The organism is Mycobacterium sp. (assembly GCF_965277065.1).
Taxonomy (GTDB): Bacteria; Actinomycetota; Actinomycetes; order Mycobacteriales; family Mycobacteriaceae; genus Mycobacterium.
Map to the genome: position 1 here is coordinate 182366 of NZ_CBDIBT010000015.1, position 13213 is coordinate 195578.

At 62.9% G+C, this 13213-nt stretch carries 16 protein-coding genes and 2 pseudogenes; 7 read left to right on the forward strand and 11 right to left on the reverse strand.

Annotated elements, in window-relative coordinates; translation table 11 throughout:
• Nucleotides 1-6: 6 nt before the first annotated feature.
• Nucleotides 7-1692 (reverse strand): GMC family oxidoreductase, encoded by a 1686-nt coding sequence (locus tag ACQY5A_RS05075; RefSeq protein ID WP_428339294.1) that lies wholly within the window; start codon nucleotides 1690-1692, stop codon nucleotides 7-9.
• A gap of 287 nt (nucleotides 1693-1979) precedes the next feature.
• Between ACQY5A_RS05075 and ACQY5A_RS05080 the strand changes: the two genes are divergently transcribed.
• From ACQY5A_RS05080 to ACQY5A_RS05100, 5 genes are all read left to right on the forward strand, one after another.
• On the forward strand, nucleotides 1980-2291 hold the full coding sequence (locus ACQY5A_RS05080; protein ID WP_428339295.1) for a type II toxin-antitoxin system PemK/MazF family toxin: 312 nt from the start codon (nucleotides 1980-1982) through the stop codon (nucleotides 2289-2291).
• A gap of 251 nt (nucleotides 2292-2542) precedes the next feature.
• Nucleotides 2543-2749: a DUF2191 domain-containing protein gene (locus ACQY5A_RS05085; RefSeq protein WP_428339296.1), complete on the forward strand. Its 207-nt coding sequence runs from the start codon at nucleotides 2543-2545 to the stop codon at nucleotides 2747-2749.
• Complete coding sequence (locus ACQY5A_RS05090; protein WP_428339297.1) at nucleotides 2740-3162, forward strand: PIN domain-containing protein; 423 nt, start codon at nucleotides 2740-2742, stop codon at nucleotides 3160-3162. The genes ACQY5A_RS05085 and ACQY5A_RS05090 overlap by 10 nt, the downstream gene beginning before the upstream one ends.
• A gap of 169 nt (nucleotides 3163-3331) precedes the next feature.
• A complete protein-coding gene (locus ACQY5A_RS05095; RefSeq protein WP_428339298.1) occupies nucleotides 3332-3568 on the forward strand; it encodes a type II toxin-antitoxin system Phd/YefM family antitoxin in 237 nt (78 codons plus the stop codon).
• A 20-nt stretch (nucleotides 3569-3588) separates the two neighbouring features.
• The gene (locus tag ACQY5A_RS05100) at nucleotides 3589-3987 is read left to right on the forward strand and encodes a type II toxin-antitoxin system VapC family toxin (protein ID WP_428339299.1); all 399 of its coding nucleotides are present in this window, start codon (nucleotides 3589-3591) and stop codon (nucleotides 3985-3987) included.
• 372 nt (nucleotides 3988-4359) lie between these two features.
• Here ACQY5A_RS05100 and ACQY5A_RS05105 read toward each other — a convergent pair whose 3' ends face one another.
• From ACQY5A_RS05105 to ACQY5A_RS05130, 6 genes are all read right to left on the reverse strand, one after another.
• Nucleotides 4360-4761 (reverse strand): type II toxin-antitoxin system VapC family toxin, encoded by a 402-nt coding sequence (locus ACQY5A_RS05105; protein WP_428339300.1) that lies wholly within the window; start codon nucleotides 4759-4761, stop codon nucleotides 4360-4362.
• A complete protein-coding gene (locus ACQY5A_RS05110; RefSeq protein ID WP_428339301.1) occupies nucleotides 4748-4993 on the reverse strand; it encodes a hypothetical protein in 246 nt (81 codons plus the stop codon). Before ACQY5A_RS05110 ends, ACQY5A_RS05105 begins: the two co-directional genes overlap by 14 nt.
• A gap of 95 nt (nucleotides 4994-5088) precedes the next feature.
• Entirely contained in the window at nucleotides 5089-5733 is a 645-nt protein-coding gene (locus ACQY5A_RS05115) for an RES family NAD+ phosphorylase (RefSeq protein ID WP_428339302.1), read from the reverse strand.
• Nucleotides 5730-6317: a hypothetical protein gene (locus ACQY5A_RS05120; protein WP_428339303.1), complete on the reverse strand. Its 588-nt coding sequence runs from the start codon at nucleotides 6315-6317 to the stop codon at nucleotides 5730-5732. The genes ACQY5A_RS05115 and ACQY5A_RS05120 overlap by 4 nt, the downstream gene beginning before the upstream one ends.
• A gap of 320 nt (nucleotides 6318-6637) precedes the next feature.
• Nucleotides 6638-7948 (reverse strand): class I SAM-dependent methyltransferase, encoded by a 1311-nt coding sequence (locus tag ACQY5A_RS05125; protein ID WP_428339304.1) that lies wholly within the window; start codon nucleotides 7946-7948, stop codon nucleotides 6638-6640.
• On the reverse strand, nucleotides 7945-9321 hold the full coding sequence (locus tag ACQY5A_RS05130) for an FAD-binding oxidoreductase (protein ID WP_428339305.1): 1377 nt from the start codon (nucleotides 9319-9321) through the stop codon (nucleotides 7945-7947). Before ACQY5A_RS05130 ends, ACQY5A_RS05125 begins: the two co-directional genes overlap by 4 nt.
• 213 nt (nucleotides 9322-9534) lie before the next feature.
• On the opposite strand from ACQY5A_RS05130, the gene trhA reads away from it, so the two are divergent.
• Nucleotides 9535-10281 (forward strand): PAQR family membrane homeostasis protein TrhA, encoded by a 747-nt coding sequence (trhA, locus tag ACQY5A_RS05135; RefSeq protein WP_428339306.1) that lies wholly within the window; start codon nucleotides 9535-9537, stop codon nucleotides 10279-10281.
• A gap of 84 nt (nucleotides 10282-10365) precedes the next feature.
• On the opposite strand, the pseudogene ACQY5A_RS05140 reads toward trhA, so the two are convergent.
• A pseudogene (locus ACQY5A_RS05140) lies at nucleotides 10366-10572 on the reverse strand (serine hydrolase domain-containing protein); the annotation flags it as partial.
• Nucleotides 10573-10577: 5 nt separating this feature from the next.
• Here ACQY5A_RS05140 and ACQY5A_RS05145 point away from each other — a divergent pair.
• A pseudogene (locus tag ACQY5A_RS05145) lies at nucleotides 10578-10703 on the forward strand (DUF1801 domain-containing protein); the annotation flags it as partial.
• Here the strand turns inward: ACQY5A_RS05145 and ACQY5A_RS05150 are convergent.
• The 3 genes from ACQY5A_RS05150 to ACQY5A_RS05160 all read right to left on the reverse strand — a co-directional run bounded on the left by ACQY5A_RS05150 (nucleotide 10704) and on the right by ACQY5A_RS05160 (nucleotide 13123).
• Nucleotides 10704-11390 carry a C39 family peptidase gene (locus tag ACQY5A_RS05150; RefSeq protein WP_428339307.1) on the reverse strand — a complete coding sequence of 229 codons (687 nt, stop codon included), beginning with the start codon at nucleotides 11388-11390 and terminating at the stop codon, nucleotides 10704-10706. It abuts the pseudogene before it with no gap.
• 135 nt (nucleotides 11391-11525) lie between these two features.
• A complete protein-coding gene (locus tag ACQY5A_RS05155; RefSeq protein ID WP_428339309.1) occupies nucleotides 11526-12644 on the reverse strand; it encodes a hypothetical protein in 1119 nt (372 codons plus the stop codon).
• Nucleotides 12641-13123, reverse strand: coding sequence for a VOC family protein (locus ACQY5A_RS05160; protein WP_428339310.1), 483 nt, complete (start codon nucleotides 13121-13123; stop codon nucleotides 12641-12643). The genes ACQY5A_RS05155 and ACQY5A_RS05160 overlap by 4 nt, the downstream gene beginning before the upstream one ends.
• Nucleotides 13124-13213 lie beyond the last annotated feature (90 nt).

Genomic DNA, 13213 nt, shown 5'->3' on the forward strand with positions numbered 1-13213 from the left:
GTTCGTCTATCCCGTAATCGCCCGCGCTGCGCGCTCCGCGATGAGCATGACCGGCGCATTGGTATTGCCGGAGATAATGGTGGGCATCGCCGACGCATCAACCACTCGAAGGCCGGCGACGCGATACACGCGGCAGTCGGTGTCGAGCACCGTGGCGGCCGACCGTGGCCGACCGCGGGCGTCGAAGCTTCCCATCGCGCTGGTGCCCACCGGGTGGAAAATGGTCGTACCGAGTTCACCGGCCGCTTGCTGGAGCTCTTCGTCGCTCACCAGTTGCGGGCCGGGAAGCAACTCTTGCGGGCCGTAGCGGGCCAGAGCAGGCGCGGCCATGATCTGGCGGGTCATCCGGAGGCCCCGCACGGCGATTTGCCGATCGGCGTCAGTCGACAAGTAGTTGCAGAAAATCTTGGGGTAAGTCAGGGGATCTGCACTGGCCACGCGCACATGTCCTCGCGAGGTGGGTCTCAAATTGCAGACCGAGGGAGTGATCGCTCCGAAGGGGTGCAGCGGTTCGCCGAACTTCGGCAAAGACAAGGGCTGCACATGCCACTCCAGATCGGCGCTGTCGAGCGCGGGGTCGCTTTTGGCGAAAGCCCCCAGGGTGGAAGGCGGCATGGTCATGGGTCCCGATCGCGACAGCAGGTACTGGAGTCCCATGCCCGCACGGCTGATCCAGTTCCGGTACAGCGTATTGACGGTCCGGGCACCCCGGATCCGGTAGACCGTTCGAAGCTGCAGATGGTCCTGGAGGTTTTCGCCCACTCCTGGCAGATCGACGGCCACCGGCACTTGATGCCGGGCAAGCAGACCTGCCGGTCCCAGGCCCGAGACTTGCATCAGATGCGGCGATCCGATCGTTCCGGCGCTGAGGATCACCTCCTGGCGGGCTCGGACTTCGACGATGTGTTCGCCTCTGAGGAGTTGCAGGCCGGTGACGCGTTGCTGCGCCGTGGTCCAGGCGCCGCGACGCTGATCCTCGTGGACCTGGTCGTCCATCACGAGCCTTACAGCCTGCGTCTGTGTGTAGACGGTGAGGTTGGGTCGGTGGGCGATGGGATGCAGGAAGGCATCGGCCATCGACCAGCGACGACCACGTCGTTGGTTCACGTGAAAGTACGCAGAGCCGGCGTTGACACCCCGGTTGAACTCATCGATCGGCGCGATGCCCAGCTGAGCGGCGGCGGCCTGCCAGGCGTCCAGAATCTTCCAGCGCACGCGAGGCCGCTCGACGCGGATCTCACCACCGACGCCGTGCCAGTCGTCGGCGCCGCCGAAGTAGTCCTCCAACTTCTTGTAGATCGCCAGCGTTTCGCCGGGAGAGTCCGAGCCACCCCAGCGCCATCTTTCGTCACCGGTCGCCTGGGCCCACAGGTCGTAGTCGCTTGCCTGTCCGCGCATGTGGATCATCGCGTTGATCGACGAGCAGCCGCCGACCACCCGACCTCGCGCGTAGTGAATGCTGCGGCCGGCCAGGCCGGGGTCGGGCTCCGTCGTGAAGCACCAATCGGTGCGAGGGTTGGCGATTGTGTACAGATAGCCCACTGGCACCTTGATCCAGAACCAGTCATCTTTGCCGCCGGCCTCGACAAGGAGCACGCGGCGGTCAGGATTAGCGCTGAGCCGATTGGCGAGCAAGCAGCCTGCGCTGCCTGCTCCCACGATGATGTAGTCGAATTCGGCGGCCGGGCTCATTCCGGTTTCAGCCCTCCCGGCGTCGGATGCGTGTCCTAGTGTGCGCGATGACCACGTCATCTCGTCGGGGAATGATTGGCCCGAACAGATGCAGACGTCGACCACGCACAGCGCGTTGCCTGCGAAGTCTGAAAAATTTTGGGCCACAACCGAAACGGGGTAGGTCTACCGGTAACCGGCCATATTTGATTTCGCCGTATTCCTCCTTGAGCGACCTGGCGATGCTGGTGCGCCGGGGAAGACTGGAGCCGAGGCCCTGCAAGTGCTGCGCGACATGGAGACGCTGCGTGCGTGGTGAGGTCTTTCGGTTGCATGCCCCGCGGGGGAGTCGAAGTCACGAGCAATCCGGGTCCCGATACGCCGTAGTAGTCCAATCAGATCACTTGCCGCTGTCGACCTGGCTAATTGCGCCAACATCGACGTCGGCTCGCGCCGCCAGCTTCCGACCCGAGGTTGAGATCGACGGCGTCAACACCCGGGTTCTTGCCGAGCAGACTACTGCGGTCGACCCGGGCCGGCTCGGCAAGAGCGTCGGGTTCCTAAGCTTCAACGAACTGCGCCGCGTTGATGCGGCCTTACGCGTCATCCTCGATCCGTGAGCGCTACACAGTGCGACAGTGCTCGATCCATCCCTGGATGGAGTTATCGGTGATCACAGCAAACACAAAATATGTTGGGGCACAACATAATAGGGAATGCGCGGTACTCTGCCGGTAAAGCCGCATATTCGGTTTCCGGATAAACTCTGACCGGCAGTCGGGGGCCGGGTTCTCCGTCGTAGAGGCGTTGCAGTCCCTGACAGTGTATATACTAAATCGAATTCGGGTATATACACATGGAGGCTTGTGACATGACAAAGCGCCTAATCGACCTAGACGACGACCTGTTGGCCGCCGCGCAAAAGGAACTGAGCACAAGCGGTGTATCGGACACCGTGCGCATCGCCTTGCAGCAAGCAGCAGCATCGTCTGCTCGCGCACGCCAGGTCGCATGGTTGCAAGCTGGTGGCCTAGGGAAGATGGCTGATCCCGATCAACGTGGTGACGTGTGGCGCTGATCGCCCGCCACCTCATCGATACCAGTGCCGCAGCACGCATGACACAGCCTGAGGTCGCCGCCTGGCTTGCCCCACTCATCGAGGCCGGATTGGTTGCGACCACAGCTCAGCTCGATGCCGAGGCGCTCTACAGCGCCCGCAATGCTGCCCATTACGAGCAGCTCCGGTCGGATCGTCGGTTGGCGTACGAATATCTGCCAACCAACGACGAAGACTGGCAGACCGCATTGGAGGCGCAACAGCAGTTAGCCAGCACTGGCCGCCACCGTGCGGTCGGCATGGCCGACCTCCTGATCGCCACTCTCGCCAGTACCCACGACGTGACACTGGTTCACTATCATGCCGATTTTGAGATTGCCGCAGAAGTACTGCCGTTCCGGCATCAATGGGTGGTGGAGCGGGGCGCCATCTGAGCCGGAAACCTCAACGGGCGGCGGCATACGGCTCGCAATCCCTTGGCGCACAACGTAATATGCGGGATGATTACTGGTAAAGCCGCATATTCGATTCCCGCATATTCGCGTGATAGTTGGTGCAGCCAAGTCCCTGCGCCAGCCGTCTCACCGGTGATACACTTGCCGTATGGACACGGTGACGGTGCGCGATCTTCGGAACAATGGGGGAGAAGTCCTGCGACGCGTCGAGCACGGCGAACACATCGTCGTTACTCGCGACGGCACGCCGGTGGCCGAGCTCCGCCCCTTGCCCCGATCCAGCGCCGGCCCGGCAGAACTCATTCGTCGCCGCAAGAATCTTCCGCAGGTGAACCCAGATGCGCTCCGGCGCGACATCGACAACCTGATCAACCCGTCGGCGTGACGGAGACTTCGGGCCAGGGGATGCTGGACACGTCCACGGTGATCCTCCTCGGCCAGATATCCGACCCAACCGAGCTTCCCGACGAATCGGTGATCAGCGCGATAACGCTGGCCGAGCTTTCCGTAGGTCCGCATGTAGCGCTCGACGATGCCGAGCGCAGTGCGCGTCAGCAGCATCTGCAGCAGGCCGAGGTCGACTTTGATGTTCTTCCGTTCGATGGTGATTGCGCGCGGGCATTTGGCGCTGTGGCGGCGGCACTGCGCGCATCAGGGCGCAAACCGGCGGCGCGCGCGTATGACGCGCTCATCGCGGCGAGCGCGATCGCGCGTGCGCTGCCGCTCTACACGTGCAATCCAACCGACTTTGCAGGAATCCCGCGGCTTGAGCTCCGGTCGGTCACCCATCCTCATCACCAGTAGGGATGCTGCTGGGCTGCTGCTCGATGTCGAAAAGCGTTGGGCAACAGGGCAATATGCGGGAGCATGACTTGACATAATGTCGCTTATCGGCAAAGAACTGTTGAGGGTTGCATCAGATGAAAGCGCTCGCACCCCTTGACGGTTGGCCGACCTGAGGCACGTCACGGCACTGATTCTCTGTACTCATTCCCTGACGGGTTTGCAGCTTGTCTCGTGATTTCATTCCGACACCGTGGGTCGCATGTCCCGCTGCTCGGTTTGCCGCATTCACCCAACGCCCCTGTGGGCCGGCGCCTTTCTTAATTCTTAGCATACGTCACTGTGACGTTTTTGAGGCTGGAAGACGATGACGCGCAACCGCTTTGCAAATGGTCAGTGACCCCCTCTTAGGACGTCGATCATGCAGGTCGGTCCATGCGCGCGCGCAAGCCGCTCATCCATCGTCACCAGAGTCGCATCGAATGCCTCCGCGAGTGCCACGTAGAAGGCGTCCCATCCCCGCACCGAATCCCGCAGCTGCCACGCACGCTCCAACAGCCACCGGTGCCCGACACGCTCACCCGGCCAATCGCGCAAGTCCGTGACGGCCTGCCGCGCAGCCGTGCCGTCCAATCGCCCCCGCAAGTACTGGGCCCGGACGACCCCCATCACCTCGACGTCGATCACGTGCGGTGCCATCTGATCGACGTCTGCCGCCAAACGCGCCCCGATCGCGCCCGCTCGGGGCGTGTCCGCGACGACCTCGAATAAACAGGACGCGTCAACGACCAGCATTGGGCCACTCGCCGCGCCACTCATCCAAACTCTCCAACACCTCAGCCGTGGACACCTCCGAGGGTCGACGACCGGTCCGCGTCAACCACTGCGCAATCGAGGGCCGCGCCGCCAGCCGGGCCGCCTCACGGCGCAGCAACTCGGGCACCGTGATCCCCTCTTCCGCGGCACGACGGACCAACGCCGCATATATATCGTCGTCTATGTCGCGAATCTGAACCGTCTTAGGCATAGCAGCATCGTATCATGCATATACGCATGTGCTTATGCGATGACGCATGATTATCCTCAGCAGTTCGCACCAGTCGAGCACGCAATCGTGTCCGGTTAAAGGACGAGGTAGCCCAAACGCTTTGCGGCAGCTGTGATTCGGGGAGCGAGTCCTGGGTGGGTCAGGGGTAGTGACAGTGCGGGTCTGGTGGGCATGGCGTTGCTGGCCGATGTGAAGAGGGCCATGCATCCTTGGCCGGAGAAGCGGCTGTTGTAGTGGATTCCGTCGAGGTCGGGGAAGGCTTCGACGATGCGCCGGGCCCAGCGTTGGGCGATTGAGTGCGGCCCGGTGGATAGTGCGTAGGCGCCTCCGGAGCGGATGGCCCAGGAGCCGGTGCTGTGGGTGGACAGGTCGAGGAGTCGGATTTCGCGGGTAAATTGCAGTCCGGTCAGGAACGGCATTTCGCGGAATCGGTCCATGGTGCGGTCGGTTTGGAAGGCTTCCGCGAGTGCGGCGAGGGGGTTGGACGCGCCGTACCAGATGCCGTGGGTGGCGTGGGTGCGGGCCGGCGGTGGGTGCGGGTCGAATCGCAGCACTGGGCCGTAGCTGCGAAAGGCGTTCCACGCCAACACATGCGCGCCCTGGGTGCGGTGGATGCGCCACCATATCTCGGCTGGTGTGATCGTGAGGTATTCGTCGGCGAGGATGCCGATGGCACGGAGGTCTGAGGTGCGTGGTGGACCGGGTAGGCCGGAGGTCAACGGCTGTACCAGTCGGCCGCGGTGGCGGACGCGACTACGGCGTCGACGTCGCCGCCGTCGCGGAGCCAGTCCAGTGGTGATTGTGGCTGGCCTTGGTACAGGTCGGGTTGCGGTGTGTGGAGGAATCCGTCGACGGCGACTGGGTGTAGGTCGGGCGGAAGTGCTTTGAATACTTCGGCGAGGCCGCGGACCTGGCGCAGTGGGGCGCCGGTTTCGCGGTCGACGTCGAATTGAGACGCTGGGAACAGCCAGGATTGGCCGTCGGGGATTGCCCAGAGTTCGCCGGCTGCTCGCTTTTGGCGGACTCGAGAGTCGCTGATGCCCAGGCCGGTGCGGACTTTCTCGGGGGTGAAAGCGGTGACTGCGAGGCGGCCGGTGTGGCCGGCGATCTCGGCGCTGGCCGCGATGTAGGAGTCGGGATCTTCGGAGAAGTCGGCGTGGTCGAGGAGTCGGGCTTCCTCGGCGGTCAGGGTTGTGGCCCATGGCCGCAGGGCCGGGAGGGTTTTCAGTGCGTCAACGAAGTCTGCGCGGCTGATCTCGAACCGATCGCGGATGATCTCGTCGAGTTCTTCGCTTGTGCTCACCGGGCGCCACCTCTCTTGCTAACGTAGATTGACGGTACGCTATCGCCGTGAGTTTCGCTATTGATGCAGTTCACAACTACTCGGAGCTGTCCAAACCTATTTTGATGCCAAGTGCACACATCGAAGATTGGCAGGAGCGCCTCCTGTTTCCGCGGTTCGACACCGGGGCCAATCAGTTCGAAGGTCTACCCGACGATGGCTACCCAGGGTGGCAGCTGAGAACCCTTAAAGTCCCGGCTTACTCCTCGTCAGCGCAAACACAGGTTCGTGGATAACCGGGATTACCAGTAAACCGGCTGCGAGTTACGCTGTGGCAGAAGCTAGGGGTGCCACCAAGGGCGCAGTGGCAGGGCGTCGGTGCCGTGCTCGGCGAGCTTGGACGCCAGCACATGGTGTAGCTGAATATTGTTCTGTTCAAACGCCACCCGGGATGCCGCCATGTACAGGCCCCACACCTTCGCTGTGGCGATGCCAACCTCGGCGACAGCGTCGTCCCAGTGCGCGACGAGGTTGCGGGACCAGTCACGCAACGTCATGGCGTAGTGGTGACGAAAATTCTCGGTGTGCAACACCTCGAATCCGGTGTCTTGGATGTGCGAGAGGATGCGGCCTGAGCCGGTCAGCTCGCCGTCCGGGAAGACGTAGCGATCGGTGAAGCTGCTCGCGCGATAGTTCGACTTGTTGTTGTTGCGGGTGATGCAATGGTTGAGCAGCAATCCGTCGGTGCGCAACTTGGACTTGAGGAACTCAAAATAGCTGGGATAGTTCTTGACGCCGATGTGCTCGGTCAATCCGATCGAAGAGACTGCGTCGAAACCGGTTTCGCCGACGTCGCGATAGTCACAGTGACGCACCGCGGCCAGGTTGCCCAGGCCTTCGGACTCGATGGCTTTTTGAGCCCAGGCAGCCTGCTCCGCGGACAGAGTCGCGCCGATCACGTGGACACCGCGTCGGGCCGCGTAGCGCACCATGCCACCCCAGCCGCAGCCGACGTCGAGTAGCCGGTCCCCCGCCCGCAGCCTCAGCTTCTCGAAGATCAGCCGGTACTTGTTGTCCTGGGCGACCTCCAGCGTTGCTCCGGACTCCGGGTAGACCGCACACGTGTACGTCATCGACGGCCCCAAGACCCACTCATAAAAGAGGTTGGAGACGTCGTAGTGGTGTTGGATCGCCCCGGCGTCGCGAGTCTTGCTGTGCCGCAGGCCCTCGGCCATTCGGCGCCACCGGGGCAGCATCTCCTGCGGTGGCGGCGCTGCCGGCAGAAGATGCTCGATACCGACCGCGCGGATGATGCTGGCCATCAGACGCGCTGAGGGCCTGGTGAATTCGACCTTTTCGGCTAGCAACTTGAGTACGTCGTAGGGATCGCCTGGGTGGACACCGCGCGCCTCGATGTCACCGGCGACATATGCCCGGGCCAGGCCGAGCTCACCCGGCGCAGTGGCCAGATAGGTCGTACCGCGAGGAGTCAGCAGGTCCATTCCCAGCGCGGCGTCTTCGGCTCCGGCGCAACTGCCGTCGTAGGCAGTGAACCGTAGTGATTCCGTGGCTCCGCGGGTGAAGACCGCCAAGACCTCGGCGAGGCTCAACTTGCCCGTCGCGGTCGACACCGGGTCCTCGGTAGCCGTCATCGTCGTTGCACTGCCTTTGCGTAGAGATCGAGGAAGCGAGAATCCGGATCGTAGGCCTTCTTCGCGGTCTTATAGGTCTCGCCGCCGTAGAGTTCGTCGAACTCTTCTCTGCCGTAGTAGGAGTCGGAGTACAGCGACTTGTGTCCGTCCAGCGACCCGACCTTCTCCTCGATCAATCGATTCGTCGCGCCATCGGTCGCGCCCACTGGAACCGACGACCAGAAGCCGACATTGACGTAGCTGTGACCCGGCCGGATCGGATACAGCGACCATCCTTCGCGATCACGTAAGCGTAACGGGCACAACCAGATCGGGGCGATCGGTACGGTATTGAGGAACCATTCCAAGAACTCTGTCGTGCGTTCCAGTGGGAGCTCCACATCCTGGACCACCCGTTCACGAGGCCGACGGCCATTACGCTTTTCGATGCAGTCAGCGATACCGAACCGACGGTCGAGTGCCACCAGCTTCCAGTACACGCTGCTGCGGCGGTAGCGCCGCGGCCACCATCGTCGCAGACGGGGATTCTGCGCGCCGAAAGCACCTGAGCACCAGAACCAGTCGGTGTCCCATCGCCAGAAGTAGTCGTGCATCGTCAACCAGTCTTCTGTGGTGCCGGTGTCGTGCTGGATGGAGCGGTAGTAGATGCGTTGTCCGGTGTAGTCACTGACCGGGCCGGCAGCCTCGGTGCGCTGACCGAGAGTCAGGTAGCTTTCGGTGGCGCTGAAGACCACGCCGTCGAGATAGTCGACAGAGACATCCTCGAACTCACCGGTGTCAATGATCCGATCCATCGCCGCCATCAGGTGGTCTAGCGAGTGGAACCGCACATGCCGCAGCCCGACGAACGGGTTGACGGCTTCCAACTGGATGCGTAGCCGTGTGGAATATCCCAGCGTGCCATACGAATTCGGGTACGCGCGGAAAAGATCAGGGTGCTGCTGGGGTGAGACCGTGAGCAATTCTCCTGTGCCGGTGAGGATGTCGAGCTCCAGCACCGACTCATGAGGCAGGCCGTTGCGGAATGAGGCCGACTCGATGCCCAACCCGGCGACCGCGCCGCCCAGCGTGATGGTCTTCAACTGCGGGACTACCAGCGGCGAAAGGCCATACGGCAGCGTTGCCGCCACCAGATCTTCGTAAGTGCACATCCCGGCCACATCGGCGGTGCCCGCGTCGGGGTCGACCGAAATGACGTTCGTCAGCCCCGCAACGTCGAGTCCAGGGGTGCTGAGTTTCGCGCGGTCCCGGAACAGATTAGAAGTGGGCTTCGCCAGTCGGACAGCAGCCGTCGAGGGAATCGAACGGTAACTGGTCAAAAACCGTTCGACGCCCTCCACATGAGCCGCGGCTGCGGACGCGGGGACAGGCATCGCGTCAACGATAGCCCCCGACAAGTACCAGCGCAGACACCCAAGCCGTTACGGTCCGTGGCGCGTCGTCGTGGTCTGTCACCAAGCTGCAAGTACGGTCATAGGTATCAGTGTCGTGATGGTTGGAACGGAGAGCGGCTTGCCGCCCGTGGGGTCGCCGGTTGAGAACGGTTTCCGGCTCGCTCGAGCACGCCCACCAGCGACGATATCGTTATGACAGCGCGCCGCGCAGACCCGAAGACAGCTTCTTCAGCGGGCGAGTTGGTGGTCCCGGCCGTCGATGACCTGCCCCAGGGCTTGGCCGATACCGTCGCCGAGCTCATCGGGAGGCCACGTGCACGCGGATGGATCCACCTCTGCTGCGCGGCCATCGCCACAGTGGGTGGACTGGCGCTAGTGTCGGTAGCCGGCATCACGTCGTCTCAGAAGGCCGTATCTGCGACGTTGATCTACGCCGTCACGATTGTCGCGATGTTCAGCGTCAGCGCCATCTATCACCGCAAGCACTGGCACAATCCGGTGGCCTTGAAATGGATGAAACGGCTGGACCATTCGGCGATCTTCATTTTCATCGCCGGTAGTTACACCCCGTTCGCGCTGTTGGCGATGCCGCCGCGCACCGGAGCCGAAGTACTGGCGATCGTATGGACGGGCGCGGCAGCGGGCGTGGCTCTGAAAATGTGGTGGCCGTCCTCGCCGCGGTGGGTTGGGATACCGCTCTACCTTCTGCTCGGCTACGTGGCGCTATGGTTCGCCGGCACCTTGCTCGACGGCGGAGGTCCGATCGTCGTCGGCCTACTTGTCGCGGGGGGGTTGCTCTACAACATCGGCGTTATCTTCTTCGCCCTTCGTTGGCCGAACCCGTGGCCGCGCACCTTCGGCTATCACGAGTTTTTTCACGCCTTCACCGCAGCCGCTGCGGTGAGTCACTACGTCGCCGTGTGGTTCGTCGTCTTGTGATTTCAGCCGCGATCGGTCGCCGTACCTTCTCCCTGGCCGACCATTCGGCAAAGCCATTGCCTCGCAACAGTTCTGATGACTCGACTAACCGCGCGCAAGAGGACCACTGAAGTGGTTCGCCACGGCATCGAATGCGCGCAGCGTGTCCAACAACATGTGCGGGTCGTGCGAATGCTGGGTGGATAACTTGGCGGCGACCACCTCGGCGGCGCGGTTGACGTAGATCGCCTGACCACACATGCCCTGGCACAGCACGACGTCGTTGCCTGGGTAGGGAAACCACACTTGGTTGGGTCGGCCTCTTCAACTCCAGCCTTGACGGAAACACCCGCCGTGCCATCGACATTCATGAAGGCGACCAGATCAACCAAACGGCATTGAAGGCCTTGATCCGCGCGGTCGTAGCGTTGAATATGTCCTGATCACTGGGTGACAATGGCTGAGTGGAAGTTCGGAGCCCACGCCTGCTCGAAGGTCGCGATGGGGACCTTCTCGTCGCGCCCGGTGTCGATGGCGCTGTCGTTGAGATGGACAACCCCGGATCTGGTGTCGATACCGGTCACCACTACGAAGTGATTTCCAGCGTTTCGCTTCCGGGACCGGTTCCAGATGGTTTCGGCGTTGAGAATGGCGATGATCTTGTGGCCATCTCTCAGCTTTTGCTTGAGGGCGTCGATGTCGCTCTGCACATTGTCGGCTTTAATTCCGTAGTGCCAAAGCAGAATCGGAAGGTCTCGTATATCTGTAAATCCCGCTGGCTTCCATATTGGCCCGGGACCGACTGTGCTGGAGGAATTTTCGGCTACGTCAATGATCTGCTGCTCGGTCGGCTGGCGTCCCGTCACCTGGCCAACCACATCGGCTACCGCCATTTCCCCGCAGTCCGAGGCGTGTTGCTCGCGCCAGTACGCCGCGGCGAAAGCGGGCTCGCCATACATCTCCGTAGCACGGCCAACACGCTGCACGGGAGCGCCGGGGTTGGCGTGGACCGCGGCGGGCGATATAACCGGCGCGGCGGCGGTGATGGCGTACAACAATGCGACAAGACCGAGCGTGCGCGCGGTAGCGCCGACCTTGTTAGCCGCGAAGATGGTCAGCCAGTTATCCAAACTCGCTCCAAGGGCAGAATGAGCGACCGACAGAGACGCCGTGAGCGGGTCGATGATCGTGTCCAGGATGTGCCGAAACGTACGGCGCGAGCCTAACAGCCAGAGGGCCGAGACCCCGTGAGCGACGCGCCAGCGTCACGCAGCTTCGTCGATATCGGCTTCGTCCTCGAAATGCTGCACATACGCCGCGGCTCGCACGGCCTCGTCAGGTTCCAACGCCGCACCCAGTGCGCCACCGATCATTGCCAATGACGAAGTAAGCCAAGCTAATCCAAAGTAATCACGCAGCGAGGCCGGATGGCCGACCTGGTCACGCCAGATCTGCGGAACCACGAACCAGTATGCGGCGATCAGCGCCAACAGATACAAGGCGACATACAGCACGGTCACGCCTATCAACACCGTCAGCGCGGTCGCGATGTTGAACAGGATCACCTGCTTGCGCACCGCGCGGCTGACGATGGGTTCCCAGAGCTCTGCGCCGATGATCAGGGTCGCGACCGTCGCGAGGATCGACACCAGCGCCGTACCAGCCAGCCGGTCCCATCCATATGCGTCCGAGAGCCGCCATATGTCTGCGGTCACCAACCCGAACACTCCCGCGGCCACGGCGCCGGTCAATGCGCGTGAGAGTCGCAGTGACAACCGCCACGGCTCATTGGCGGCCACCATCCCGCTGATCAACGTCAGATTGCCGGTCAGCACGCGGGCGGTATAGAAGAAGGCCTCGTCGACCGGATCGCTACCGAGCTCCCGCACCCGCTGCACGGTCACCCGACGTGACCGGCGACCCGCGCGTTGCGCATCGGCACCCCGTTCTTCAGCCGACCCGAGCAGCCGCACCAGCAGTCGGCCGATCACCTCGCGGGTCCGATTGCGCGCCCCCATCGCTCCCAGCGCGGGCACCGACACGATCGCGACGTTGCTGACCGGATTGGCATGAGCCACGACCGGATGTTGGTCAACGTGCAACGGCAGATCCGTCAACACGACGACGACGTCCCACTGCTTGTGGAGCAGTGTCTTGCGGGCGGCTCTGACGATCTCAGCGTCGGTCGCGGGCGGCTGGACCAATCGCCCTTCCATGACCTCGATGCACCAGCGAGCGCCGGGTAACCGCGTCTCGAGCTCGGCGTGCAGCGCAGTCTCGGCGAGTTCGCGCGCCAGCGCGGCTGCCGCACCGGGATCACCGACCAGCCCGAGCACGATGTGTGGTTCTGAGTCGCGGTGCGCCAGTTCAGGTGTGGACGTCATGGGTCGATCGTTGCATCTGGCCGCTGGTCCGGGCGCGGCGGCAAGACGGCTAGCCACGAATCCGGGAGCAGCTCGAGCAGTTGCCCGTCCGGGTCGCGAATCATCGCCGAGCGATCGGAGACGCTTTCGGGAACAACTGAGCCGCCGAACTCTTCCACTCGCGCCAGCGCCGCACCAAGGTCGGATACCGACAGCGACAGGTGGGTGAGTCCGACCTGATCCATCGTGCGATCCGACCCGGCCTGCAGGGTGCGATGGGAATAGGCAAGCAGTTCGAGCACCAGGCCGTCGCGCACGAGGTAGGTCGCATGCAAGCCGATCGGTGCGTTCAGTTGCAGCAGTTGGCCGGTGCCCTCGTCCGGTGGCGCGAGTTCCCACCAGAAGGTGAAGTCCAGCAGGCCCTCGTAGAAGCGACGCGATCGGGCGGTGTCGGCGACACACAGCCCGATGTGATTGAAAACCGTTCGCTGACCGGCCATTGCAACCTCCTGCGGATAAGCGCCGCCGCTCTACGGAATCTTCGGCGGGAAGGGATCATTGGCAGCGTGCTGCGCGAAATAAGTCGACTG

Coding starts and splice junctions, on each gene's coding strand:
- ACQY5A_RS05085 (WP_428339296.1), top strand. CDS start 2,543: ATGACAAAGCGCCTAATCGACCTAGACGACGACCTGTTGGCCGCCGCG.
- ACQY5A_RS05155 (WP_428339309.1), bottom strand. CDS start 12,644: ATGACGTCCACACCTGAACTGGCGCACCGCGACTCAGAACCACACATC.
- ACQY5A_RS05110 (WP_428339301.1), bottom strand. CDS start 4,993: ATGCCTAAGACGGTTCAGATTCGCGACATAGACGACGATATATATGCG.
- ACQY5A_RS05105 (WP_428339300.1), bottom strand. CDS start 4,761: ATGCTGGTCGTTGACGCGTCCTGTTTATTCGAGGTCGTCGCGGACACG.
- ACQY5A_RS05160 (WP_428339310.1), bottom strand. CDS start 13,123: ATGGCCGGTCAGCGAACGGTTTTCAATCACATCGGGCTGTGTGTCGCC.
- ACQY5A_RS05075 (WP_428339294.1), bottom strand. CDS start 1,692: ATGAGCCCGGCCGCCGAATTCGACTACATCATCGTGGGAGCAGGCAGC.
- ACQY5A_RS05125 (WP_428339304.1), bottom strand. CDS start 7,948: ATGACGGCTACCGAGGACCCGGTGTCGACCGCGACGGGCAAGTTGAGC.
- trhA (WP_428339306.1), top strand. CDS start 9,535: ATGACAGCGCGCCGCGCAGACCCGAAGACAGCTTCTTCAGCGGGCGAG.
- ACQY5A_RS05100 (WP_428339299.1), top strand. CDS start 3,589: ATGCTGGACACGTCCACGGTGATCCTCCTCGGCCAGATATCCGACCCA.
- ACQY5A_RS05095 (WP_428339298.1), top strand. CDS start 3,332: ATGGACACGGTGACGGTGCGCGATCTTCGGAACAATGGGGGAGAAGTC.
- ACQY5A_RS05130 (WP_428339305.1), bottom strand. CDS start 9,321: ATGCCTGTCCCCGCGTCCGCAGCCGCGGCTCATGTGGAGGGCGTCGAA.